Origin of the sequence: Nonomuraea angiospora (genome assembly GCF_014873145.1) — a bacterium.
GTDB lineage: Bacteria > Actinomycetota > Actinomycetes > Streptosporangiales > Streptosporangiaceae > Nonomuraea > Nonomuraea angiospora.
This window is the reverse complement of the sequence record NZ_JADBEK010000001.1, coordinates 8372882-8396765: the sequence shown is the minus strand read 5'-3', so window position 1 is coordinate 8396765 and position 23884 is coordinate 8372882. Positions and strand designations below refer to the sequence as shown.

The following is a 23884-nucleotide window of genomic DNA, read 5'->3' as shown; positions in this document are numbered from 1 at the left end:
GGACCGGAGGCGGCCGGACCGGAGGCGGCCGGACCGGAGGCGGCCGGACCGGAGGCGGCCGGACCGGAGGCGGCCGGACCGGAGGCGGCCGGACCGGAGGCGGCCGGATCGGGGGCGGTGGAGCGAGGCGTAGTGGGGTCAGGCGTCCTGGGGTCAAGTGGGTGTTCCGGGGCGAGGGCGTGGGCTCGTACCGGTGTTGTTGCTGAGTGCGCGGCCTCCTCGGCGGGATCGTTGGGGATGCCCGTGATCGCCGGCGTTTCTGAGAGCTCGTCGGTGGGTTCGGCGAGGTCGCGGAGGTGGTCGATGTCGACGGTGCGGCGGTTGCGGTAGAGCGCCAGCACGATCGCGAGGCCCAGGCCCACCTCGGCGGCCGCGATGACGATGACGAACAAGGTGAGGACCTGGCCGCTGTGCAGGCGGTCGGCCAGCCACACGTCGAACGCCACCAGGTTGAGGTTGACGGCGTTGAGCATCAGCTCGACCGACATCAGCACGAGAATCGTGTTGCGACGGACGAGCACGCCATAGACGCCGATGGAGAACAGGAGGGCGGAGACCACGGCCGGGTAGACGATGTGCACTAATGACCCCCGGTCTGATCGGGCGGCAGATTACCCCCGGTCGGGTCGGGCACCGAGTCGTCCCGGATGTCGGGGGGTGACGGGCTGGTCTCCGGCCGGGTGGGCGAGCTTGTGGCGCTCGTCTGGTCGGGTGGTCTGTTGTCCCCCGTTTGATCGGATGGCGAGCCGCCGGGGATGTCCGTACGGGACAGGACGATGGCGCCGATCAGGGCCGCGAGCAGGAGTACGGACAGCGCCTCGAACGGGAGCACCCAGGTGGCGAACACACTGGCGCCCAGCTCCTTCGCGGCTCCATGGCCTGGGGTCAACGGTGTATAGGCGGTGTGGAATCCGTCGATCACCACCGTGACGAGAATGGCCGCGGTCGCCACCGCCACCAGGGCTGCGACCAGGCGGTTGCCGCTGTCCAGGTCTGTGGAGCGGCCGATGGGGGCCCGGGTGAGCATGATGCCGAACAGCATCAGCACGACCACCGCGCCCACGTAGATCAGCACCTGGACCCAGGCCACGAACTCGGCGGTCAGCACGAGATAGCAGCCCGCCAGGGCGCCGAAGGACACCACGAGCCAGAGGGCGGCGTGGACGAGTTGTTTGGTCGTGACGACAAGCAGCGCCGATCCAACCGCTACCGCGCCCAGCAGCAAGAAGACGATCTCTTGCCCGGTGGGTGACAGGTAGGAGGGCACCGCCTCGGTCACGACTCCTCCTCGGACTCCCTTGTCTCGTCAGGACCGAGCCGCCCGGGTGGTCGGATGGACCGTGGATCGGCCATCCTGCGCCTGCGGGGGCTCGCGGCAGAAGTTTGCTCGTCCGGCTCGGGCTTCGGTTGCGGGACGCCCGAGGCTGTGGACAACTTTTCTTGGGATGGCTGTCCTGTGGATGAGGCCTGTCCCTGGGATGGCTCGGTCGCGGAGGGACCGGTCTCGCCGACCTCCGTGGGAGACGAGGTGGTGGCCCCCGTCGAGGAGGACGCGCTGGTCGTCGGCGCGACGTCTGCCGTGTTGTCTTCCTCCGTTGTGGGGGCTGGGGCTTTCTCGTCTTCTCCTGCGGGGCGAGATGTGATCGTCTGGCCCTCTTCCGGGGGGAAGGCGGAGCTCGGCGCGTCGGCGCTCGTGTTACCTGGTGCGGTGGAAGAGGTCGGGGTGTCGTCCTTGGCGCGGGAGGGGAGGGCGCCTGGAGGGCGGATCCCCCGTACGTTCTGGATGGGTCGGCGTTGGCGTCCGCCTGGCGCGCGTGACGGAGCAGCGGTGGCAGGGCTTGATCCGGGCGCGCCTGCGGTGGGCTCCCCAGCCTGGGCGTCGGGGCTGGGCGTCGTCCCTGCGGTGTCCGGGCCCATGCCTGGGGTGTCCAGCTCCGTGCCTGGGGTGCCGGATTCGGGCATCGTCCCGGATTCGCCGGCTCCGGGCCTTGCCCCGGGGACACGGGCCTCAGACGTTGTTCCGGGGGCTCCTGCCTCAGACGTTGTTCGGGGGGCTCCTGCCTCGGAGGTTGTTCCGGGGGCTCCTGGCCGGCGCTCTGCTGTGGTTGTGGACTGGGGGCCTTTTGCTCCTGTTGCGGGCTGTGTGTCCGGCGCTTCGGGGGCGGGGCTTGTCGCGTCTGCTCCCGCTGCCGGCCCGGTCTTCGGTGTGTCTGTGGAGGGGCTGGCTGCCGTACCTCTGCGCTGGGGTGGTTCCGCTGTGCGTGCCGTACGGGCGGCGGGACGGCGGGGGGCGGCGGTGAGCTCCTTCGGGGGCTCGGCGCCCGGGTCGTGGGCCGGAGGCGGGGGGACGGTCTGGGTCCAGGCGGCCAGCTTGTCCTTTTCGTGGAGGAGGTTGCGGATGTCGCCTTCCGCGTACTCGAACTCCGGAGACCAGAAGAGGGCGTCGAACGGGCAGACCTCGATGCATATCCCGCAGTACATGCACAGGCTGAAGTCGATGGCGAAGCGGTCGAGGACGTTCCGCTGGCGGGGGCGGCCGCCCTCGGGGGCCGGGATCGTCTCCTTGTGGGAGTCGATGTAGATGCACCAGTCGGGGCACTCCCGGGCACAGAGCATGCAAGAGGTGCAGTTCTCCTCGACCAGGGCGATGACGCCACGGCTGCGGGGCGGGAGGGCAGGCTGGACCTCGGGATACTGCTGCGTCACCGATTTGCGCAGCATGTGGCGAAGGGTGATGGACAGCCCCTTTGCTAGCCCGACTCCTGGTATCCGCCCCATGCTTCAATATCATGACGCAATTGGTCCCGCAGGCAAATGAGCGGGGACAGGGTCCCCGGTTTTCCACAGCCGTCCACAGGTTGACGGGGAGTTATCCACAAGCTGTGTGCATGCCCGGTATGAACCGTGCCGGGGCGATAGTCTCTCGGCCATGCAGCAGAGCCATCAGGTCCGTCCCGGTGGCGGGGCCTGGGCGGCCGCCGTCGTCTGGGCCTGCCTGCCCCTGTTCACGTGCGGGCTGGCGACCCCGTTCACCATCGGGTTCGCCGCGTTCTGGCTGCGGAGCATCTGGCAGGTCTTCGCGGCGTCCGCGTATCTGGTCTGCATCGGCTCGTTCGTGATCTCGGCGCTGGCGTACGACACCTTTGAAGACATCCCCGATCCACTGGCCGCGCTGGTCTCGGTGGGTCTGTTCATCAGCTGGCTCGGCGGGGCCATTCACTCGGGATTCCTGGTGCCGATCATGGTGCGGGCGCGGCTTCGGCCGCCGCCCCAGAGGCCGGTGCATCCGCAGCACACGGATCTGCACCAGAGGACGACCTCGCCCTCCCATCACCATGGGCATCAGGAGCCCGGCCCCTATCAGCGGCATCCCCGACCTGCTGAGGCGCACCGACCGCGTCCCGCTTCGGCGGAGACGTACCAGCGGCGTCCCGACTTCGCCGACACTCATCCGCCAGGTCACGGCCCTGCTGAGAACTACCGGCGGCGTACGACCGAGCCCCAGTCGCGCCCGCGGCGTCCCGGAGAGCCTGAGTGGATCGGGCACTATCGGGTGCTCCAGTCGCTCGGCCGCGGTGGGCAGGGCGCGGTTTACCTGGCCATGGCGCCCAACGGGACGCGGGTGGCAGTGAAGGTCCTGCATGATCTCGTCGATGAGATGGCGCGGGCCAGGTTCGCGCGGGAGGTGGACGCGGCGCGGCGGGTGGCGACGTTTTCCACAGCCCGTGTGCTCGACGTGAACATCTCCGGGCAGCACGCCTACATTGTCAGCGAATACGTGGAGGGGCCCTCGCTGGAGCAGCTCGTCAAGAAGCACGGGCCGCGTGATGAGGACAGTCTGACCAGACTGGCGTTATCCACAGCCGGAGCGCTGGCGGCTATCCACAAGGCGGGGATCGTGCATCGTGATTTCAAGCCGAGCAATGTGTTGATCGGGAATGACGGGCCCAGGGTGATCGACTTCGGGATCGCCCGGGCACTGGATCAAGTGACGATGACGTCGGGGAAGATGGTCGGGACGCCGCCGTACATGTCGCCTGAGCAGCTGACCGGGGAGGCCGTGGGGCCGGCTTCCGATGTGTTCAGCTGGGCTGTGACGATCATGTTCGCGGCTACGGGGCGGCCGGCCTTCGGGGAGGACACCGTGCCTGCCGTGTTCAACCGGGTGCTCACGCTTCATCCGGACTTGTCGCCGTTACCGTCTGCTTTGCGGGGGGTTGTGGGGTCTTGTCTTAACAAGCGGCCGGAGGATCGGCCTTCGGCATCTGATGTGATGCTGGCGATCGTGCATTGAGTTATCGCCGCCCAGGGTGGCCTCCGGGCTCCTGATCTTGGGCGGGATGGGTTTTGTCGGTTGCTGTGTGACGCGCTTGGGCGTCGCTGCCCTGGAGTTGCGAGGGGGCGGCTTGGCCTGGTGGAGCTGCTGATCTGGAGTCGTCGAGGGGCTTGGCGTGTCTCGGGCTGCTGCCCCGGAGTTGCAAGGGTGTGGCTTGGCCTAGTGGAGCTGCTGCCCCGGAGTTGCAAGGGTGCGGCTTGGCCTAGTGGAGCTGCTGTCCCGGAGTTGTCCGGGGTGGCTTGGCGTGACTCGGGCCGCTGCCCCGGAGTCGCGAGGGGGTGGCTTCGCCTGGTGGAGCTGCTACCCCGGAGTTGTCCAGGGCGGCTTGGCGTGACTCGAGCTGCTGTCCCGGAGTTGCGAGGGTGTGGCTTCGCCTGGTGGAGCTGCTGTCCCGGAGTTCGAGGGTCGGATTGGCGTCTCTGGGGCTGCTGAGCCTGGCGGGCGTCAGGGGGTGGCTTCCTTGGTGGTTCTGGTGAGGTTGAGGTACTCCTCGCGGGAGATGCGGTGTACGGCGAGGGAGAGGTTGTGGCGTTTCGTGAAGGTGTGGGCGTGTTTGGGGAGCCAGTGGCCCGGGAGGTGGTAAAGGGGGCTCCCGGCCACGTCGAGGATGAAGAGGCCGGTGAGGCTGTCGTACTGATAGAGGAGCAAGCTGAAGGCTTCGCGTGGGGATGCGCCGATTTGCCGGGTGGCCGTGAGCTCCGTGCCGTGGAAGATCTGGAGTTTGCCGGAGGAATTTGCTTTGAGGTACGGTCCGCCGCGGCCCGCTGAGGGCAGGAGGGTGCCCCTGCGTACCTGCCAGCGGTTTGTTCGGCCGAAGACGGGACGTAGGACCAGCAGCGCGGGGCTGAAGGCGACCATCAGCCATTTCGATTCGAATATTTCTAGCAGGAAGCGGCCGAGTGACGAGACGGCGCGCCAGGCGGCCCACATTCCCAGGGACGCGAGGTAGGCCATGAGGGCCATGCCTGCGATTCCCGCGCAAATGGCCAGCGGCTTGTGCCATTTGCGCGGGAATAACGGCCGGAGGCCGCGTAGGCGTTGCCAGCCGGGGGCGCGGCTTGCCAGGACCGCGCGTACGCGGGCCGGTGGGTAGGAGCGGGCGTCCAGCAACGGAATGCCTGCCCTGTGCGCGAAAAGGTCGAGGTCGGGCTTGTGCCACTCGCCCGGCAGGTCCAGCAGGACCAGGCCGTCCGCGTCCAGGGCTGCTATGCCTTGCACGAGTTGGAGCTGGCCGGTTTTGGCGGTGACCTGCCGGCAGTTGTAGTGGTAGAGACTTGCGGGTGTCACGCGTACGGAATGGCCTGAAGCATTGTCGGTGACGACCAAGGTTCGGCCGTGTGATGTCAGAACGGTTTCCGGGCGGAGTTCGCCCTCTGTCGCGCCTGAGATCGGGACAAGATGGTCCACCGTCATACCCCCCAAGGCCCCTTGCCCAGGTACGACGAATAAAGCGAACCTAAAGTTTCGATTCTAGACGAGAACCTTGATGATGCCGGTCAGGGCCAGTTGGCCCAGGGCCAGGGGGACCAGGACGGCCCAGGCGAGCTTTTGGAGCTGGTCCTCGCGCAGCCGGGGGAACGTGACGCGCAGCCAGATCACCACGAACGACAGCGCGAAGACCTTGATCAGAGTCCACAGCCAGCCGGGGAGGAACGGGCCGTGCCAGCCGCCAAGGAACAGGACGGTGGTCAGGAACGACAGGACCACGATCCCGACGTACTCGGAGAGCATGAACAGCGCGAAGCGCATGCCCGTGTACTCGGTCATCGGGCCCATGATGATCTCGGACTCGGCGATCGGCATGTCGAACGGGGGTCGGCGCAGCTCGGCGAGCCCCGCGAGGAAGAAGACGACGCCGCCGACGGCCTGCCACGGCAGCCACCACCACTGCCACGCCTCGACGATGCCGGGGATCGACAGCGTGCCCGCGGCCATGGCGACGGAGGAGGCCGCCAGGACCAGCGGCAGCTCGTACGACATGAGCTGGGCGGCCGAACGCATGCCGCCGAGTACCGAGTATTTGTTGGCCGAGGCCCACCCGGCCATGATCGAGCCGAGGACGCCGACGCCCATGACGGCGAGGACGAAGAAGAGGCCGAGGTCGAGGTTCACGGCCACGCGGCCCCGGTCGATGGGGATGGCGATCAGTACGACGAGGTACGGGACGAGCGCCACGCCGGGGGCGATCATGAAAATGCGGCGGTCGGCCGCGGCCGGGATGACGTCCTCCTTCTGCGCGAACTTCACCCCGTCGGCGATGAGCTGCGCCCAGCCGTGGAAACGGCCCGCGTACATGGGGCCCAGCCGCGACTGCATGTGAGCCATGACCTTGTGCTCGGTCTGGCCGACGATCAGCGGCAGAACCAGGAACACGATGAGGATGACGACGAAGCTCAGCACCACTTCAAGCATCGGGCGGCCCCCAGTCGGCTGGAACTCCTGGCGGAAGCGTCTTGCGGCGGCTCGGTGCGCCATGTCCCGATTCGCCGGGCTCCTTGGCGCCGGGCCACGGCTTGGCCACGCGGGCGGCGAGGATGAAATCCTTGCGGAGCGGGTGGCCCTCGAACCCGTCGGGCAGGAGGAGGGGCACGAGGTAGGGGTGGTCGTCGAAGATCACGCCGAACATCTCGTACGTCTCGCGCTCGTGCCAGTTCGCGCCCCGGTAGACGCCTACCGCGGTGGGGAGGTGGGGGTCTTCGCGGGGTACGCGGGTGCGGAGGAGCAGGCCTGCTCCGGCGGTCAAGTTGTAGACGTGGGCCACGACGAGGAAGGCGTCTGGTGGGTCGTCCACGCCGGTCAGCCAGTCGAAGAACGCGTAGCCGAGGTCGTCTCGAACGAACGTCAGGAGCTCGATCCAGTCGGTGGGGGGCACGTCGATCGTGGTGTCGCCGTAGGACTCGGAGATCTCGGCGCGGTCCCCGAACCGGGCCTCCACCTGGGCAAGACCGCCAGGGAGGCCGGTGGTGTCGGATGGCTGATGCGGTGTCGGCTGGGTCGGCTGGTGGGTGCCGTCGTCCGTCGGTTGGGTGGATGGGCGGGGGTCGGGCTGCTCGGACGGCTGTGCGGGCGGGCGGGTTTCGCGCTGCTCGGATGACTGTGCGGGCGGACGAGTCCCGGACTGCTCGGACGAGTGGATTCCGGACCCCTCGGACGGCTGTGCGGGTGGGCCGGTCTCGGGCTGCTCGGACGACTGTGCGGGCGGGCGAGCCCCTGCCTGCTCGGACGGCTGTGCGGGCGGGCGAGTCCCGGACTGCTCGGACGAGTGAGTTCCGGACCCCTCGGACGGCTGTGCGGGTGGGCGGGTCTCGGGGTGCTCGGGTGGCTGCCGGTCGTGGGGGTTGGAGGCGTTCGAGGGCTCGGAGGTGTTGTCTGGGCGGTCCGGAGTTCCCTCGGTGGTCACGCGTCCTCCCCGTGGGAGCGGGACCACACGTACCGGTCGCTGAGCTTCTCGTCGGCGATCTTCTCCTGGAGCTTCATGATCCCGTACAGGAGGGCCTCTGGGCGCGGCGGGCAGCCGGGGACGTACACGTCGACGGGGATGATCTGGTCCACGCCGTTGGTCACGCAGTAGGAGTCCCAGTAGGGGCCGCCGGAGTTGGAGCAGGCTCCGAACGAGATCACGTATTTGGGGTCGGGCATCTGCTCGTAGAGCCGCTTGACGGCCGGGGCCATTTTGTCGGTGACCGTGCCGGAGACGATCATCAGGTCGGCCTGGCGCGGGCCGTTCGCGAACGGGATCACGCCGAAACGGATGAAGTCGTGCCTGCTCATCGACGTCGCGATGAACTCGATGGCGCAGCAGGCCAGCCCGAAGTTGAACACCCACAGTGAGTAGCGCCGGCCCCAGTTGAGCACGAAGCGCATCGGCTTGGGCGCCAACCTGGAGATCGGGCCCACGGTGGGCATCGGGAGGTCTGTTGCTGCCATGTTGACCATTCTTGCGCGGATCGCAGGTCAGGCAAAGGAATCTTCGGTTGGGGGGTGGTTGGGGAGTTCTTGGCTTGGTGGGGCTGTCGCGGTTTTTCGGGGGTCTTCGTGATGCGGAGGACACCGTGTTGGCGCGGCCGTCTCGGCCTCCGCGCGCTGATCAGGTCGAGCAGGGTGGGCGGAGTGGGTGGAGCTGACTTATCGGCGGGCGGAGGGCTCGACGCTGACGGGAAGCGGACGGTGCTGGGCTTCTAGCGGGGTCGCGAGTGGGGCAAGGCTCTCTCGGGGCGGGCATCGGGCAAGACGAGGCGGGGAGTGCGGGCCGGGCTGGCGCAGGATCGCGGGCGGGGCATCCGGCAAGACCGGGGTGCAGGGGGGCGGGCCAGGGCTTGCGCAGGCATGGGGCGGGCTGGTGTGGGGACGTGGATTCCGCGGGCGCGGGAGCGCGCAGGACGCGGGAGCGCGCAGGACGCGGGAGCGCGCAGAGCGCGGGCGCAGAGCGCGGGCGCAGAGCGCGGGCGCAGAGCGCGGGCGCAGAGCGCGGGCGCAGAGCGCGGGCGCAGCAGAGGCTCGGCTACGGCAGGGGGAGACAATGCGGGGTCGCGGGGCGGGGGCCCGGAGCGGAAGCGGGAGTGGGGCGCCAGGGAGGGAACGCGGGCGCAGGCGGTGGCAGGCGGGCGCAGGCGGGCGCAGGCGGTGGCAGGCGGGCGCAGGCGGTGGGAGGCGCCAAGGGGATGGAGGCGCGAAGGTGGGGTGGAGGTTAAGGCAGGTGAGGTGGGAGTTAACACCGGGGTGCAGGTAAAAGTGAACACAGGGTGAAGGTAAAAGTGGGAGGTCGAGGTGAGGGGATGGCGCAAGTCGAGACGACGTCGAGGGCCCTGTCAGCTCGGTCAGGTCCAGGTGAGTACGCGCTTGCGCCAGGCGTACAGGATGCCGAGGGCGATGAAGCCCAGGAAGACGAACATCTCCACGAGCGTCGTCAGCCCGTAGCCCGGTGCGTCGAAGACCGTGGCCCAGGGGAACAGGAAGACGGCGTCCACCGCGAACACCACATACAGGTACGTGAAGACGTAGTAGCGGACCTGCGACTGCGCCCATCCCTCCCCGACCGGGTCGACCCCGCACTCGTACGTCGTCAGCTTGTCCGGGGTTGGGCGGGTCGGGCGGAGGAGGCGGTTGGCCATCAGGGCGCCGGCCACGATGGCGACGCCGATGGCGAGCAGTGCGGCGACGAGCACGTAGGACTCGAAGTAGCCCTCCATGAGTGAGATCGTAACCCGGGATCCCCATCACGAACCGGATCAAAGCTCAGGAATCCCCCACAAACCCCGATCAATGAGTCACAAGCGCCCGTAGGGCCAGGCAGGCGGGTACCCGCGCCGGTCAAAGGCTCGGGCGTGATCACGTCAAGACGGGGTAAATAGCAAGATCAGCCCCATACCCTGACATTCATGCACAAATTGCGATTCTTTTCCGGAATCGCTCTGCTGGCCCTCTCGGCGACCGCCTGCGGTCTGGCGGCCGCGTCCCCCGAGAGGGGCGTCGTGGTCCCGGCAGAGCCGACGATGATCGACTTTGTCGACCCGGCGGCCGTTGCCGGCCTGTCCACCAGGACGCTCACCGACGGCCACTACGCCGGCAGCCGATATGTGCACATCAGCTACCCCGAGTTCCGGAACGCCCCCGCGCTCAACCGCGCCCTGCGCGCCGAGGCCGAGCGGAAGTGGCGGGACTTCGGCGGGCGGACCAAAGGCCGCGCCGCCTACCAGCGGCCCGAGTTGAACGTGGACTGGCAGCTCGCCGCCGCCTCCGCCCAGGCGATCGCGGTACGGCTGCGCACGGGCGAGTTCCAGGGCGCGGGCTGGGCCTACTCAACACATACGTACTGGTTCGACCGGCGCAGCGGGAAGGTCGCGGAGTCGGCCGGGCTGCTCGACGGCGAGCACGCCCTGCGGCAGCTCTCCCAGCTGGTGCGCGAGCAGCTCAAGGGGCGCGGGTCGCAGGTCGAGCGGGAGGAGGTCACCGCCGCGGGCGACCGGTTCGACTCGATGGCGTTCAACCGGGGCGGGGATCTGGTGGTCGAGTTCGACGACTGCCAGATCGGGCCGTGCTCGCTGGGGCGGCTGGCCGTGGCGATCCCGATGGAGCGGGTACGTCCGCTGCTGTCCGAGTTCGGGCGGCGGGCGCAGGACAGCGTTCGGGAAGCGGCCAGGAGCGCGCAGGACAAGGTGCGGGACAGCGTGCGGGAGGCGGCGGCGAAGAGGGCGCCGTCGGAGAGCCCGGAGGCCGTCAGCAACCAGGCGGGGACCGTGGACTGCGCCAAGGCCAAGTGTGTGGCGCTGACGTTCGACGACGGCCCCGGACCCTATACGGCGAAATTGCTGGACATCTTGCGGAAAGACCAGGCGAGGGTGACGTTCTTCGTGGTCGGCTCCAACGCCGCCGCCCAGCCCGACCTGGTCAAGAGGATGAGCGCCGAAGGGCACCTCGTCGGGAACCACACCTGGGACCACAAGGACCTGTCGAAACAGGCGACGAGCAGGATCACCGACTCGCTCGCGCGCACCGAGGACGCGGTCACGACCGCCATCGGGCAGCGGCCGACGCTCGCGCGCTCGCCGTACGGGACCGCGAGCCAGGCCGTGCGCGACGTCGCGGCCGAGCTGGGGCTGGCCCTGGTCGACTGGGACGTCGACGTCAAGGATCTCTTCGCAGATAAAGCGGGCGACATCGCAGACCTTGCCGTGCGCAAGGCGCATCCAGGTGCGATCATTCTCATGCACGACATCCACCGGGAAACCGTTGACGCCGTTCCGGACATCCTCAAACGGCTGCGCGGGAAGGGTTACAGCTTCGTCACCGTTCCTGAGTTGTACGGCTCGGCAGGGATGCAGGCCGGACACCTGTACCGGTCGGGGAGCGAGCTGCCGGGTAAGCGCCCCCTGACGTAGGACACGTATTGGGGGGACGTATAGTTGGCGCTCGTGACCCGAACCGTTCTGTACGCCCGCCTGCATGTGGACCTCTGCAGGCTCGCGTCCGGGCTGTGTCGTCGTTCTCCCACCTCACCCTGACTTTGACCGCGTTTACCCGCTATGCGCGGGATGCAAACGCGTGACCTTCCGAGGATCTAGCATGGATACAGAGAACGCGCCCCGGGCGACCGCGCCTCGGGCGTCGAGGAGGACTGAGCCGTGACCCAGCGCAGCGAGGGCACCAATGAGCACAGTCGAGTTCCGTTCACAGCACTGACGAGGGAGGCGCTGTGAACAAGCAGGTCCAGCAACTCGACCGCGTGATCATCAGATTCGCCGGAGACTCCGGCGACGGCATGCAGCTCACCGGCGACCGCTTCACCGCGGGCACGGCGGAGTTCGGCAACGACCTGTCGACGCTCCCCAACTTCCCCGCCGAGATCCGCGCGCCCGCAGGCACCTTGCCGGGTGTGTCGAGCTTCCAGCTCCACTTCGCCGACCACGACATTCTCACGCCCGGCGACGCGCCGAACGTGCTCGTGGCCATGAACCCGGCCGCCCTCAAGGCCAACCTGGGCGACCTGCCCAGAGGCGCGGACATCATCGCCAACACCGACGAGTTCACCAAGCGCAACCTGCAGAAGGTCGGCTACGACGCCAACCCGCTGGAGGACGACTCGCTCAGCGAGTGGCGCGTGCACGCGGTGCCGCTGACCTCGCTCACCGTCAAGGCCCTCGAGGGCTTCGAGCTGTCCAAGAAGGACGCCGAGCGGTCGAAGAACATGTTCGCGCTGGGCCTGCTCAGCTGGCTCTACCACCGGCCGACCGAGCACACGGTCAAGTTCCTCGAGCAGAAGTTCGCGAAGAAGCCGGACATCGCCAAGGCCAACATCGCCGCCTTCCAGGCGGGCTGGAACTACGGCGAGACCACCGAGTCGTTCTCCGTCTCCTACGAGGTCAAGCCCGCCCAGCTCGCCCCCGGCGTCTATCGCAACATCTCCGGCAACCAGGCCCTCGCGTACGGCCTGATCGCCGCCAGCGTGCAGTCCAAGCTGCCGCTGTTCCTGGGCTCCTACCCGATCACCCCGGCCAGCGACATCCTGCACGAGCTGAGCAAGCACAAGCGGTTCGGCATCCGCACCTTCCAGGCGGAGGACGAGATCGCGGGCGTCGGCGCGGCGCTCGGGGCCGCGTTCGGCGGAGCGCTCGGCGTGACCACCACGTCCGGTCCGGGTGTGGCGCTGAAGGCGGAGACCGTCGGCCTGGCGGTCACCACGGAGCTGCCACTGATCATCGTGGACGTGCAGCGCGCGGGGCCGAGCACCGGCATGCCGACCAAGACCGAGCAGACCGACCTGCTCATGGCCATGTTCGGCCGCAACGGCGAGTCCCCGGTGCCGATCGTGGCGCCGATGTCGCCGAGCGACTGCTTCGACGCCGCCATCGAGGCCGCCCGGATCGCGGTCAAGTACCGCACCCCGGTCATGCTGCTCTCGGACGGCTACCTGGCCAACGGCTCGGAGCCCTGGCGCCTGCCCGAAGTTTCCGACTTGCCGGATATTTCGCAGCCCTTCACCGAGGCCCCCAACGGCGCCGACGGCGAGTTCCTGCCGTACAAGCGTGACACCGAGACGCTGGCCCGCCCGTGGGCCATCCCCGGCACGGCCGGCCTCGAGCACCGCATCGGCGGCATCGAGAAGGCCGACGGCACCGGCAACATCTCCTACGACCCGAACAACCACGACCTGATGGTCCGCACGCGTGCCGCGAAGATCAACGGCATCGACGTGCCGGAGCTGGCGGTCGACGACCCCGACGGCGACGCGAAGGTGCTGGTCATCGGCTGGGGCTCGACGTACGGGCCGATCGCCGCGGCCGTCCGCCGCATCAGGAGGAACGGCGGCAAGGTGGCCCAGGCCCACCTGCGCCACCTCAACCCGCTGCCGGCCAACACCGGCGAGGTGCTCAAGAGCTACGACAAGGTGCTGCTGCCCGAGATCAACCTCGGCCAGCTCGCGCTGCTGCTGCGGGCCCGCTACCTCGTCGACGTGATCAGCTACAACCGTGTGCGCGGGCTCCCGTTCAAGGCCGAGGAGCTGGCCGGAGTCATCCAGGACGTGATCGACAGTGACTGAGCTCGTTAACGGGAAGGGCCTGTCGCTCATCCCCAAGACCGACGCCAAGCAGACCCTGAAGGACTTCAAGTCCGACCAGGAGGTCCGCTGGTGCCCCGGCTGCGGCGACTACGCCATCCTGGCCGCGGTGCAGAGCTTCCTGCCGGAGCTGGGGCTCAAGCGCGAGAACATCGTGTTCGTGTCGGGCATCGGCTGCTCGTCGCGGTTCCCGTACTACCTCAACACGTACGGTTTCCACTCGATCCACGGTCGCGCGCCCGCCATCGCGACGGGGCTGGCCGCCTCCCGGCCCGACCTGTCGGTGTGGGTGATCACCGGTGACGGCGACGCGCTGTCGATCGGCGGCAACCACCTGATCCACGCGCTGCGCCGCAACGTCAACCTGAACATCCTGCTGTTCAACAACCGGATCTACGGGCTGACCAAGGGCCAGTACTCGCCCACCTCCGAGGTCGGCAAGATCACCAAGTCGACGCCGATGGGCTCGCTGGACAAGCCGTTCAACCCGATCTCGCTGGCCCTCGGCGCCGAGGCGTCGTTCGTGGCCCGCACCATCGACTCCGACCGCAAGCACCTGCAGTCGGTGCTGCGCGAGGCCACCGCGCACCGCGGCACGTCGCTGGTGGAGATCTACCAGAACTGCAACATCTTCAACGACAACGCCTTCGAGCAGCTCAAGGACCCCGAGGTCCGCGACGACATCACGCTGCGCCTGGAGCACGGACAGCCGATCGTGAGCGCTTCCAAGGCCGTCGTGCGGGCGGCCAACGGCGGCATCGAGGTGGTGGCGCGCGACGGCGTGAGCGAGGACCAGATCCTCGTGCACGACGCGCACTCCCCCGACCCGTCGGTGGCCTTCGCACTCAGCAGGCTGGACGAGCCGGCGTTCGAGCACGTGCCGATCGGCATCTTCCGGCAGGTCGACCGGCCGGCGTACGACGTGCTGATGGCCGGGCAGCTCGAGGAGGCCGTGGCGCAGAAGGGCCCCGGCGACCTGAGCGAGCTGCTCCTGGGTGGAGACACCTGGCGCATCGGCTAGTTGATGGTTAGATGGAGCCGTCGGTGTGACGGCTCCATCTCCCACGGAGGTCAATCCACGATGCTGCATTGGCCGGAGACCGTGGTGCTCGTGACAGGGGCGGCCGGATTCATCGGCTCACACCTGGTGACGCGCTTACGAGCGCTCGGCGCCCAGGTGCACGCCGTCAGCCGCCGCCCCCAACAGGCTCGCCATGGCGAGACCTGGCACGTAACGAGCCTGAGCGACGCCGACGCGACGACGCGGCTCTTCCGGTCGGTACGGCCGACGCTCCTGTTCCACCTCGCCGGCGAGGTCACCGGATCGAGAGGTGACGAGGTCCTCCGCGCCACCCTGGAGAGCAACGTCATCGGCGGGGTCAACGTGCTGGCCGCCGCGCACGAACGCGGGATCAAGACCGTCTTCACCGGCTCCATCGAGGAGCCGCGCCCGGGCAACGACCAGGCGCCGCCGTCGTCGGCGTACGCGATGTCCAAGTGGGCCGCCACCGGCTACGCGCAGCTCTACCACCGGCTCTGGGACCTGCCCGTCACCGTCCTGCGCCCCAGCATGGTCTACGGGCCCGCCCAGCCCGACACCACCAAGCTCGTGCCGTACGTGACGCTCTGCCTGCTGCGGGGCCAGCACCCCCGGCTCACCAAGGCCGCCAAGCTCGCCGACTGGATCTACGTGGACGATGTCGTCGACGCGTTCGTCCTGGCGGGCGAAACAGACAAAGCCATCGGACACACGCTGGATATCGGCACCGGCGTCAAGACCCCGGCCCATGAGGTCGTCGAGCGGATTTATCGGATCACCGGCACGGACACGCGACCCGAATTCGGCGCCGCCCCTGATCGCCCGCACGATATTACGCAGGTCGGCGACATAGCACCGGCCGCGGACCGGCTCGGCTGGCGTCCTGTCACGGAATTGGACGAAGGGTTGCGCCGAACTGTCGATTGGTACGCGTCGCAAGAATGTCACAAAGAATCGCACGCTTAGCCCGGCCGGCATAATTCTGCGAGCATAGGGGTACTTGTCTGGCCCGAGGAGCGCCTTTATGAGCCGTCTTAATGCCCTGCGCAGCCGTTTCGTGGACGCTCCGGACTCGCTGGGGGCCAAGGCGCGGGCGCGAAGGTGGCAATGGTTCGCCGACCGGTTCCCCGACCTCGACCAGATGAACGTGCTCGACCTCGGCGGCACGGCCGGGGCCTGGATGCGCGCCCCGGTCAGGCCGGCCCACGTACACATCGTCAACCTCGAGCAGCCGCCCACCGACCTGCCGGGATGGCTGCGGGCCGATGTCGCCGACGCCTGCGACCTGCCGGCCGCGATCCGTGGCGCGCGCTATGACCTGGTCTTCTCCAACGCGGTCATCGAACACGTCGGCGGGCACCAGCGCCGGCAGCGCTTCGCCGACACCGTCCACGAGATGGCCGAGCGGCACTGGGTGCAGACGCCCTACCGCTATTTCCCGGTCGAGCCGCACTTCCTGTTCCCGGGGTTCCAGTTCCTGCCGCTCGCCGCGCGGACGACGATCCTGCGCCGCTGGCCGCTCGTCCACACCCCGACCTCCGACCGCGACGCCGCCCGGATGATCGCCATGGAGGTCGAACTGCTGAGCGTGACCGAGATGCGGCACTACTTCCCCAAGTCCCAGATCCGCTTCGAGCGGCTGGCCGGGCTGGTGAAGTCGGTCATCGCGATCCGCAGCTAGTCCGCGGCCAGCACGCTCGCGCCTCCGCTCTCCCAGGTGTTGCCCTTCCAGACGTTGCCCGGCCCGTTGGAGTCCCAGTACGACACCGGGCCGGCGGAGCCGCCCTTCGGCCACACCCTGCGGCTGAAGACGTTGTCGATCACCTTGATGTTCGAGGACAGACCCTTCCTGCCGGCGCCCGCGTAGAGCGACCAGCCGCCCCCGGCCAGCAGGTTGCCCTGCACGGTGACGTTGCGGGTCACGCCGAAGTCCTGGAAGAGCGCTATCGCGCCCGTCTGGTCGAGCGTGTTGATCACGGTGTTGCGCCGGATGATCAGCTCGGTGCCGGCGGCGGCGGTGCCGGTGGACATGATCATGTCGGTGTGGTCGCCGGAGTAGTACTTCGGGTCGTGCACGTACGAGTCCTCGACCAGGCCCTGGTCGGTGAGGATGCCGTTGGAGATCGTGTGGATGTCCACCCGGCGCACCGTGATCATCTTGCCCTGGTTGAGGATGCCGAACTGGGTGCGCTGCTTGCCGTTGCCGAAGATCTCGCTGTCCTCGACCTTGAGGCCCGAGAAGCCCTCGCGCTGGAGGATGCCCCAGTAGTCGGTCTGCCCGCGCACCCGGGTGTTGCGGATGGTCACGTTGTCGGCCTCGACCGTGATGTCGCCGGTGACGTCCCAGCCGTCGATGACCTTGCCGTCCTCCTTGATGACGATCGAGCCGGTCTTGCGGACCAGCTCGGTGCCCTCGGGGACGCCCGTGTTCCCCGGTCCGGGCCAGCCACCGCTCGGCGGCGGGGCGGTCGTCGGCGTCTTCGTCGGAGTGGGAGTGGAAGTACGAGGGGGCGTCTGCGTGGGGGTGCCGGGAAGCGTCCTGGTGGGAGTCGCGGTCGGCGTCGGGGTCCGCGTCACCGTTGGAGTCGCGGTCGGGGTCCGGGTCCGGGTCGGCGTCACCGTCGGAGTCGCGGGAGGAGGAGTCGGCGTCGTAGAAGGAGTCGGCGTGGCGGGAGGAGTCGGCGTGGCAGGAGGAGGGGTGGGCGTCACGGGAGGAGGGGTGGGCGTCCTCGTCCTCGTCGGCCTCGGCGTCGGTGAGGAGATCAGGGTCGGCGTCTTGATGGGCGTCACGGCCGGAGCTTCGGAATCGCCGGGCGCCGGCGTCTCCGTCGGCCTGCGCGTCGGCCGCGAGGTCGGCTTCTTGGTAGGCCGGGGCCACCACCAATGCCCCTTGGTCTTCCGCGGCCGCGGGCTCTCGGTGGTGGGACGCGGCCGGGACTTCTGACCGGCCGCGGCCCGCGGTGACGCCGAAGCCCGTGCCCCGCTCGCGTCCGTCAGCACCGCCTGCGGCTTCAGCACATCAGAGGCGATGACGCCGTACCCGCCTGCCAGCACCGCCACGGCGGAGACACCGGCCAGGGATAACCACCCGGTCCGCCTCTTACTTCGAGTACCCCGCCGATGCCTGGACACAGGTGACTCCTTCCGATCACGGCCACATCGAGTCCCCAAGGGGAGAGAGTAACCATGCCGGAAGCACTAAGAGGGGCTTTTTGCCGAAAAGGACTCCTTTACCCCTCAATTCCCAGAAAGCTCAGCTTTCTCAATGATCAGCATTGATCACAAAAAAGGCCGTCATCCCGGACTTACCGCACCACCGTTTTCCCAGGTGTTACTGTGCCACGTATTTCCGGGCCCGTCCTTATCCCAATATGAAACCGGCCCTGCAGACCCGCCCTTCGGCCACACCCTGCGGCTGAAGACGTTGCCGATCACCTTGATGTTCGACGAGGTGCCCTTGGCCCCGGCTCCCGCGTACAGCGACCAGCCACCCCCGGCCAGCAGGTTGCCCTCCACCGTCACGTTCTTGACCACGCCGAAGTCCTGGAACAGCGCGATCGCGCCCGTCTGGTCCAGCGTGTTGATCACCGTGTTGCGCCGGATGATCAGCTCGGTGCCGGGGGCGGGCGGGCCGGTCGACATGATCATGTCGGTGTGGTCGCCGGAGTAGTACTTCGGGTCGTGCACGTACGAGTCCTCGACCAGGCCCTGCTGGGTCAGGATGCCGTTGGAGATCGTGTGGATGTCCACCCGGCGCACCGTGATCATCTTGCCCTGGTTGAGGATGCCGAACTGGGTCCGCTCCTTGCCGTTGCCGAAGATCTCGCTGTCCTCGACCTTCAGCCCGGTGCGCCCCTCGCGCTGGAGGATCCCCCACCAGCCCTTGGTGCCGCGCACGCGCGTGTTGCGGATGGTCACGTCGTCGGCCTCGACCGTGATGTAGCCGGTCACCTCGACGCCGTCGATGACGGTGCCGTTCTTGGTCACCCGGATGGACCCGGATTCGCGCAGCGGCACGTTGCTGGGCACGCCCGTGTTGTCCGGCCCCGGCCAGCTCCGCTCGGCCGGGTTCAGCGGCGGGGCCGAGGCGGACGTGGTCGGGGTCGTGGCGAGCGACTGGGTGGCGAGCGGCTTGTCCTGGGCGCCGCCGTTCTGGCACCCGGTCAGCAGCACGACCAGGCCCAGGCCGAGACACCAGCCTATGGCGGACGGCCTCACTAGGCGGTGGGCTTCCGGCCGCCGACGAGGTCGGCCAGCGCGGGTGGCGTCCAGCGCTTGGCGACCTGGCGCAGGTTGCTCTTCCACGCCTCGCCGGGCCGCTGCTTGAACAGCGTGGTGTGCTCGTCGGTGGTCTCGTCCTCGGGCCGGCCGTTGGAGTAGTAGTACAGCGCCATCGAGCGCCGGGCCCGGTCCGGCGGGCAGGTGAGCGGGTCCGGATGCCCGTGGTTGGCGTCATCGGTCGTGGCGAACACCACGAACCGGTTGAAGACCGGGAGGATCTTGCCCTCGCACTCGGTCATGTCCTTGTTCCACAGCTGCAGGTGCCCGCCGTAGCTCTCCTCCCAGTCCTTGTTGAGGTAGAGCAGGCCGTTGAGCCGGCGGTCGAGGTTGAGCTTGCGGCTCTTGTTGAAGTCGGCGTGCACCTTGAGGAAGCCGCCCGGCCGGATCTGGTGCAGGCCGCCGCCCTCGAAGTGCGGGTCGGAGACGAGCTGCGTGATGCCGGTCAGCCGTTCGAGGAACTGGACGAACACCCCGCTGTTGAACTCCGCCAGCAGGTGCCGGGTGGCCGGCCCCATGCGCTCGGTGTCGGCCAGCGCCAGCTTCACCTCGCGCGCGGTGTCGAACCGCTGCCAGGTGGCGTCCCGCGGCTCGGGGAACTCGTCGAGGACGGGCTCCAGCACCTCGGGCGGCAGGAAGTCGTCGATGACCACGTGGCGGAACGGCGAGGCCGTACGGAACTGCTCGGAATACTTGTCCGCCAGCGGGAAGAGGTCATCCCGGCGGAAGGTGAAAGCCTGCAGATCCTGCATGAAATGTGTCTCCGTCTCTACGACACCGCGGCCCCTACCCCCCTCATCGCCTCAGCGGTGTCAGCTGTTACCTGTAACGCTCCAATCCTGGGGCGCGATGGGGACATGTGAAGCCCGGCTGCCCCCGAGTCGCGATCGTGATCGTGACCTACAACAGCGCTCCGGTCCTCGGCGGTTGCCTGGCCTCTCTGCCCGAGGGCGCCGATGGGGTGGATCTCGCCGCCGTCGTCGTGGCGGACAACGCCTCCAAGGACGACTCGCTCCGCATCGCGGAACAGGCCGCCGGCCTGCCCATGCGTCCCGTGCGAGTGGGCAGGAACGCCGGGTACGCGGCGGCGATCAACGCCGGGATCGCGGCGCTCGACCTCCACGAGCTCGACGCGGTCTTCGTGATGAACCCCGACTGCCGCCTGCGCCCCGGCTCGCTGGCCGTGCTGAGCCGGGCCCTCGGCCGTCCGGGCACCGGCATCGCCGTCCCCCGGCTGATCAGCACCGAGGGCGTGCTCCACCACTCGCTCCGCCGCACGCCGGCCGTACGCCGCGCGCTGGCCGAGGCGCTGCTCGGCGGGAACCTGGCGGGCCGCGTCGGCACGCTGGGCGAGATGATCGTCGATCCCGGCCGCTACGAACGGCCGGGCCCCGCCGACTGGGCCACCGGGGCCGCCATGCTCATCTCCGCCGCGGCGCTCACCGAGGTCGGCCCGTGGGACGAGTCCTTCCTGCTCTACAGCGAGGAGACCGAGTACGCGCTGCGGGCCGCCGACAAGGGCTGGAGCCTCTGGTACGAGCCCGCCGCCGTGGTCGAGCACATCGGCGGCGAGGCGAAGACCAGCCCGATGCTGGCCGCGCTGCTCACGGTCAACCGCGTGCGGCTGTTCCGGCGGCGCAGGGGCAGGATCGCGAGCGCGGGCTTCTATCTCGCCGTCCTGCTCGGCGAGGCCATGCGGGCCGCCGCGGGCCGCCGCACGGCCAGAGCGTCGGTCGTGGTCCTCCTGCGGCCCTCCCGCCGGCTGCGGACCCTACCCGGATGAGAGGAACACCATGAGAGTCGAGCATCTGGAGCTCGAAGGCGTGCTGCTGTTCGTGCCGACGCCCAGCCACGACGACCGGGGCTTGTTCACCAGGACCTTCGACGCCGCGATCGCCGCCGAGCACGGGCTGGACCACACCGCGTTCGTCCAGGACAGCCAGTCGCGCTCGCGCCTGGGCACGATCAGGGGGATGCACGGCCGCTCGGGCCGGGGCGAGGCCAAGCTGGTACGGGCCGCGCACGGCGCGGTGCTCGACCTCCTGGTGGACGCGCGGCCGGGGTCGCCGACGTTCGGCTCCCACGTCACCGTCCGGCTCGACGACGTGTCGTTCGCGCACCTCTACGTGCCGCCGGGCATCCTGCACGGCTACCAGGCGCTGACCGAGCACGCCGACGTCTGCTACCGCATCGACCGGGAGCACGACCCCGCCGAGGACCTGGCCGTCCGCTACGACGACCCCGACCTCGCGCTGCCCTGGCCGTTGCCGGTCACCGCCATCAGCGAGCGCGACAGGTCGGCGGGCTCGTGGAAGGAGCTCAGGAGCATCCTGTCCGCCTGATCCCGGCGCTCCAGCCGCAGCAGCGCCCCCGCCGCGCCGACCAGCAGGAACATCACGCTGGTGATGCCGGGGAAGGAGAGCAGGTCGAAGGTGGCCGCTCCCAGCAGCGGGATCACCAGGCAGGCGGCGATGGTCAGGCCCAGGTTGCGGACGTTCGGATCGGAGCTCAGCCGGCGGACCCAGAGCGCCACGACGATCCCGCACCCGATCACGCCGACGAACCCCAGCACCCCGAGCACCCCGGTCTCGACCAGTGACAGCAGGTACTGGTTGTCGAACACCTGATGCTTGAACGGGTACCAGGTGCCGAGCCCCCGGCCGAAGATCGGGCTCTTGTCGACCTCCCGCATCGCGAACGGGTAGTCGTGGGTGCGGTAGATGATGCTGCTGTCCTCGCCGGCGCCGGCGAACAGGTTGTAGAACGTGCCGATCAGGCCCGGCGCCAGGACCTTCATGAAGCCCAGGAACACCACGAACGCGCCGATGGTGACGATCCGGCGCCGGTTGGACCAGCCGAGCAGCAGGATCAGCCCCGCCCCCGCCAGGCCGAGCACGGCGGTCCTGGAGACCGAGAACATCAGGCCGGCCGCGATGATGACGGCGCAGATCCACCAGCGGTTCGCGGCCTGGCCGCGGCTGCGCGCCTGGAAGCCGAGATGCGCGGCCAGCGGCAGCAGCATCGCCGACAGCGCGCCGAACTCGATCGGGTGCCCGAGCGTGCCGGCGACGCGGCGCAGGTCCGATCGGGAGATCACGGTCGGCACCTCCTCGACGGAGGAGTGGCGCAGCCCGGGGATCTGCATGTACTTGGTGAGGTCGAAGTCGAGCCTGAACTGCAGCAGGGCGACGATCGCCGCGAACGTGCCGCCGATCACGACCGCCTTGAGCACGAAGTCGAGGCGCTCGCGGCTGTCGATGCCGTCGCAGACCATCAGCAGCAGGCTCACGTAGCCCGCGTAGAGCACGAACGTGTGGTCGGAGAGGTTCAGCTCGTCGGACGGCAGGTACAGGTAGGTCGTGTACCCGTAGATCGCCAGCAGGATCATGCCGTACACGAAGATCGCGGTGCGGACCGGGTTGCCGCCCTTGGCGACGCCGGTCGTACTGATCATCTGCGCGCACACCCACACCAGGCCCAGCACCAGAGCCATGATCTCGGCGGGCGTGAGCGACAGCGGAAGCCCGGCCACCGCCAGGCGGGCCGGGAGCATCAGCAGGACCACGACGAAGAAGCAGACCAGCGTGGCGCCGTCGGCGCGCCGGAGCGGCCGCTGGACCAGGTCGGCCGCGGTCATCCTTCGCGTCCAGCCAGCGAGCGCGTGCCGTTGCTCGCGACGGGCTCGTAGAGCCCGAGCTCGGGCGGCATGGGGCGGCGCGCCTGGCGACGGCGGGCGAAGCTCTCGGCCGCGAAGGCGGCGAACAGGCTCATGAAGAACGCCAGCGCACCGGTGACCACCGCGCTGCGCATCCGGCTGCCCTTCTTCTCGTCGGGCTGGGTGGGCGGCACCACGACGGTGGCGCTCACGTAGGTGGTGGGCGGCGCCTTGACCTGCTGCTGGCGGGCGCGCAGCTCCTGCTTGGCCAGCTCGGTGACCTTCACGACGATGCCGTGGGCCAGCTCGGCGGTCGGCGCCTCGCAGGTGATGACGATGAACGGGGTCGCCGGCATCATCTCGGGGTTGGTGCCGCCGCTGGTGATCTTGAGCGTGACGTCGCCGCCGATCGGCGCGCCGACCTTGGCGACCGCCTCAGGGGTGTTCAGCGCCTGGATGAGGATCGACGAGGTCATGCTCAGCCCCTGGTCGAAGGAGACCAGCGGGTTGGTGCGCGGGTTGGGGAACTTGGGGTCGCTCGGCACGCTGCCGCCGGTGACCGGCAGGGTGAGCACGAGCGCCGAGCTGGAGATGAAGGTCTTGGGCGCCACGGCGAAGACGCCGACGGCTCCCACGATCGTGAGCAGGAAGGCCGGAATCGTCACGTACCACCGCTTGAACAGAACGGTCGCCGTCGCCCAGAAGTCCATGCGCGGGCCTCATCCCTCGCCGTTGTCCTGGGCGGCCTTGCCGGGCCAGGGCACGGGCGAGAGAGACTCGCCGCGATAGGCCGGGAACTCCATGGTGGAGGAGCTGTCCTCGTCGAGGTCCACGGGCACCGGCTCCGGCGCTTCGACCGGCTCCGGGGCCGCGATAGGAGCGGCCACCGGGACCGCCGGAGGCGCCGGGGGCGCCGGGGGCTCCGGCTGCTTGGGGGCGCGCCTGGTCACCACGCCGTAGGCGATGCCGAGGCCCAGGAACAGGCAGAGCACGGCGCCGCCGATCCCCCCCTGCCAGTTCACGCTGTAGTCGGCCTCGGGGGTGGACGGCGGCACGATGTCGGTGGAGGTGATGAAGGTGTTCGGCGGAGCGCCGAGCGCCTTCTGCCATTTGAACAGCTCGGTCGCCACGCGCTCGCGCGCCGCCATCAGCACGGCCGTGGCCTGCCGCGGGGACTCGCTGTCGACCCTGATGTAGATGTAGGGACCGTTGATGTCCAGGACGTTGGGGTTGGAGCGCCCGTCGTCGATCGTGATCTCCGTCGGGCCGTCCTTGGGCGCGCCGAGCTGCGTCCAGACGTCCTGCGTGTTCATCGACAGGATGACGATGCTCGCCCCGGTCTTCAGGGCGTCGTTGAAGGAGAGGAAGGGGTTGGTGAGTCCCTGCTTGGTCCTGTCGGAGGGGACGGTGCCCCCGTTCACCGGGGTGGCCAGCACCAGGGAGACGTCCGTCGTGTAGTGCGCCGGAATGACCGCGTACACCACCACGCCCACCAGGATCGAGAGACAGACCAGTGGCGGG

General features: G+C 68.8%; 23 protein-coding genes and 1 pseudogene. 10 read left to right on the top strand and 14 right to left on the bottom strand.

The features are described 5' to 3' along the window. Positions 1 to 299: 299 nt before the first annotated feature. From nuoK to H4W80_RS61555, 3 genes and pseudogenes are all read right to left on the bottom strand, one after another. Positions 300 to 581: pseudogene (nuoK, locus tag H4W80_RS38515) on the bottom strand (NADH-quinone oxidoreductase subunit NuoK); the annotation flags it as partial. Further along, the gene (locus H4W80_RS38510) at positions 581 to 1279 is read right to left on the bottom strand and encodes an NADH-quinone oxidoreductase subunit J family protein (protein ID WP_318787256.1); all 699 of its coding nucleotides are present in this window, start codon (positions 1277 to 1279) and stop codon (positions 581 to 583) included. The gene H4W80_RS38510 and the pseudogene nuoK, both read right to left, overlap by 1 nt. Then, entirely contained in the window at positions 1276 to 2616 is a 1341-nt protein-coding gene (locus H4W80_RS61555) for a 4Fe-4S binding protein (RefSeq protein ID WP_225965719.1), read from the bottom strand. Before H4W80_RS61555 ends, H4W80_RS38510 begins: the two co-directional genes overlap by 4 nt. Before the next feature lie 313 nt (positions 2617 to 2929). On the opposite strand from H4W80_RS61555, the gene H4W80_RS38500 reads away from it, so the two are divergent. Continuing rightward, on the top strand, positions 2930 to 4294 hold the full coding sequence (locus tag H4W80_RS38500) for a serine/threonine-protein kinase (RefSeq protein ID WP_192789556.1): 1365 nt from the start codon (positions 2930 to 2932) through the stop codon (positions 4292 to 4294). A 486-nt stretch (positions 4295 to 4780) separates the two neighbouring features. On the opposite strand, the gene H4W80_RS38495 is transcribed toward H4W80_RS38500, so the two are convergent. The 5 genes from H4W80_RS38495 to H4W80_RS38475 all read right to left on the bottom strand — a co-directional run bounded on the left by H4W80_RS38495 (position 4781) and on the right by H4W80_RS38475 (position 9525). Then, a complete protein-coding gene (locus tag H4W80_RS38495) occupies positions 4781 to 5749 on the bottom strand; it encodes a hypothetical protein (protein ID WP_192789555.1) in 969 nt (322 codons plus the stop codon). A gap of 57 nt (positions 5750 to 5806) precedes the next feature. Further along, positions 5807 to 6748, bottom strand: a complete 942-nt coding sequence (gene nuoH, locus H4W80_RS38490) for an NADH-quinone oxidoreductase subunit NuoH (RefSeq protein ID WP_192789554.1) — start codon at positions 6746 to 6748, stop codon at positions 5807 to 5809. Further along, entirely contained in the window at positions 6741 to 7271 is a 531-nt protein-coding gene (locus tag H4W80_RS38485) for an NADH-quinone oxidoreductase subunit C (RefSeq protein WP_192789553.1), read from the bottom strand. The genes nuoH and H4W80_RS38485 overlap by 8 nt, the downstream gene beginning before the upstream one ends. A 461-nt stretch (positions 7272 to 7732) precedes the next feature. Further along, the gene (locus tag H4W80_RS38480) at positions 7733 to 8263 is read right to left on the bottom strand and encodes an NADH-quinone oxidoreductase subunit B (protein WP_192789552.1); all 531 of its coding nucleotides are present in this window, start codon (positions 8261 to 8263) and stop codon (positions 7733 to 7735) included. 890 nt (positions 8264 to 9153) lie between these two features. Then, positions 9154 to 9525 carry an NADH-quinone oxidoreductase subunit A gene (locus H4W80_RS38475; protein ID WP_192789551.1) on the bottom strand — a complete coding sequence of 124 codons (372 nt, stop codon included), beginning with the start codon at positions 9523 to 9525 and terminating at the stop codon, positions 9154 to 9156. Positions 9526 to 9714: 189 nt separating this feature from the next. Here H4W80_RS38475 and H4W80_RS38470 point away from each other — a divergent pair, with 189 nt between their 5' ends. The 6 genes from H4W80_RS38470 to H4W80_RS38450 all read left to right on the top strand — a co-directional run bounded on the left by H4W80_RS38470 (position 9715) and on the right by H4W80_RS38450 (position 16111). Next, positions 9715 to 11214, top strand: coding sequence for a polysaccharide deacetylase family protein (locus H4W80_RS38470; RefSeq protein WP_192789550.1), 1500 nt, complete (start codon positions 9715 to 9717; stop codon positions 11212 to 11214). A 33-nt stretch (positions 11215 to 11247) separates the two neighbouring features. Further along, positions 11248 to 11337: a putative leader peptide gene (locus H4W80_RS64735; RefSeq protein WP_350733556.1), complete on the top strand. Its 90-nt coding sequence runs from the start codon at positions 11248 to 11250 to the stop codon at positions 11335 to 11337. A gap of 191 nt (positions 11338 to 11528) precedes the next feature. Continuing rightward, positions 11529 to 13373, top strand: a complete 1845-nt coding sequence (locus tag H4W80_RS38465) for a 2-oxoacid:acceptor oxidoreductase subunit alpha (RefSeq protein WP_185070064.1) — start codon at positions 11529 to 11531, stop codon at positions 13371 to 13373. Next, on the top strand, positions 13366 to 14412 hold the full coding sequence (locus H4W80_RS38460; protein WP_192789549.1) for a 2-oxoacid:ferredoxin oxidoreductase subunit beta: 1047 nt from the start codon (positions 13366 to 13368) through the stop codon (positions 14410 to 14412). Before H4W80_RS38465 ends, H4W80_RS38460 begins: the two co-directional genes overlap by 8 nt. A gap of 60 nt (positions 14413 to 14472) precedes the next feature. Then, entirely contained in the window at positions 14473 to 15396 is a 924-nt protein-coding gene (locus H4W80_RS38455; protein ID WP_192789548.1) for an NAD-dependent epimerase/dehydratase family protein, read from the top strand. Positions 15397 to 15454: 58 nt separating this feature from the next. After that, entirely contained in the window at positions 15455 to 16111 is a 657-nt protein-coding gene (locus tag H4W80_RS38450; RefSeq protein ID WP_192789547.1) for a class I SAM-dependent methyltransferase, read from the top strand. On the opposite strand, the gene H4W80_RS38445 is transcribed toward H4W80_RS38450, so the two are convergent. Continuing rightward, complete coding sequence (locus H4W80_RS38445) at positions 16108 to 17007, bottom strand: right-handed parallel beta-helix repeat-containing protein (RefSeq protein WP_192789546.1); 900 nt, start codon at positions 17005 to 17007, stop codon at positions 16108 to 16110. The two genes, H4W80_RS38450 and H4W80_RS38445, sit on opposite strands and share 4 nt — an antisense overlap. 88 nt (positions 17008 to 17095) lie before the next feature. Between H4W80_RS38445 and H4W80_RS38440 the strand changes: the two genes are divergently transcribed. Continuing rightward, on the top strand, positions 17096 to 17374 hold the full coding sequence (locus tag H4W80_RS38440) for a hypothetical protein (protein WP_192789545.1): 279 nt from the start codon (positions 17096 to 17098) through the stop codon (positions 17372 to 17374). Between the two features lie 350 nt (positions 17375 to 17724). Here H4W80_RS38440 and H4W80_RS38435 read toward each other — a convergent pair whose 3' ends face one another. Then, positions 17725 to 18648, bottom strand: coding sequence for a right-handed parallel beta-helix repeat-containing protein (locus H4W80_RS38435; RefSeq protein ID WP_192789544.1), 924 nt, complete (start codon positions 18646 to 18648; stop codon positions 17725 to 17727). After that, entirely contained in the window at positions 18648 to 19460 is an 813-nt protein-coding gene (locus H4W80_RS38430) for a 2OG-Fe(II) oxygenase (protein WP_192789543.1), read from the bottom strand. Before H4W80_RS38430 ends, H4W80_RS38435 begins: the two co-directional genes overlap by 1 nt. Before the next feature lie 107 nt (positions 19461 to 19567). Between H4W80_RS38430 and H4W80_RS38425 the strand changes: the two genes are divergently transcribed. Beyond that, a complete protein-coding gene (locus tag H4W80_RS38425) occupies positions 19568 to 20491 on the top strand; it encodes a glycosyltransferase family 2 protein (RefSeq protein ID WP_192789542.1) in 924 nt (307 codons plus the stop codon). A gap of 10 nt (positions 20492 to 20501) precedes the next feature. Further along, positions 20502 to 21050, top strand: coding sequence for a dTDP-4-dehydrorhamnose 3,5-epimerase family protein (locus H4W80_RS38420; RefSeq protein ID WP_192789541.1), 549 nt, complete (start codon positions 20502 to 20504; stop codon positions 21048 to 21050). Here the strand turns inward: H4W80_RS38420 and H4W80_RS38415 are convergent. From H4W80_RS38415 to H4W80_RS38405, 3 genes are read right to left on the bottom strand one after another with little or no spacing between them, the layout of a single operon-like run. Next, positions 20939 to 22345: an O-antigen ligase family protein gene (locus tag H4W80_RS38415; RefSeq protein WP_192789540.1), complete on the bottom strand. Its 1407-nt coding sequence runs from the start codon at positions 22343 to 22345 to the stop codon at positions 20939 to 20941. The genes H4W80_RS38420 and H4W80_RS38415 overlap by 112 nt on opposite strands. Continuing rightward, positions 22342 to 23073, bottom strand: coding sequence for a GumC domain-containing protein (locus H4W80_RS38410; RefSeq protein ID WP_192789539.1), 732 nt, complete (start codon positions 23071 to 23073; stop codon positions 22342 to 22344). Before H4W80_RS38410 ends, H4W80_RS38415 begins: the two co-directional genes overlap by 4 nt. A gap of 9 nt (positions 23074 to 23082) precedes the next feature. After that, positions 23083 to 23850 carry a hypothetical protein gene (locus H4W80_RS38405; protein WP_192789538.1) on the bottom strand — a complete coding sequence of 256 codons (768 nt, stop codon included), beginning with the start codon at positions 23848 to 23850 and terminating at the stop codon, positions 23083 to 23085. Positions 23851 to 23884 lie beyond the last annotated feature (34 nt).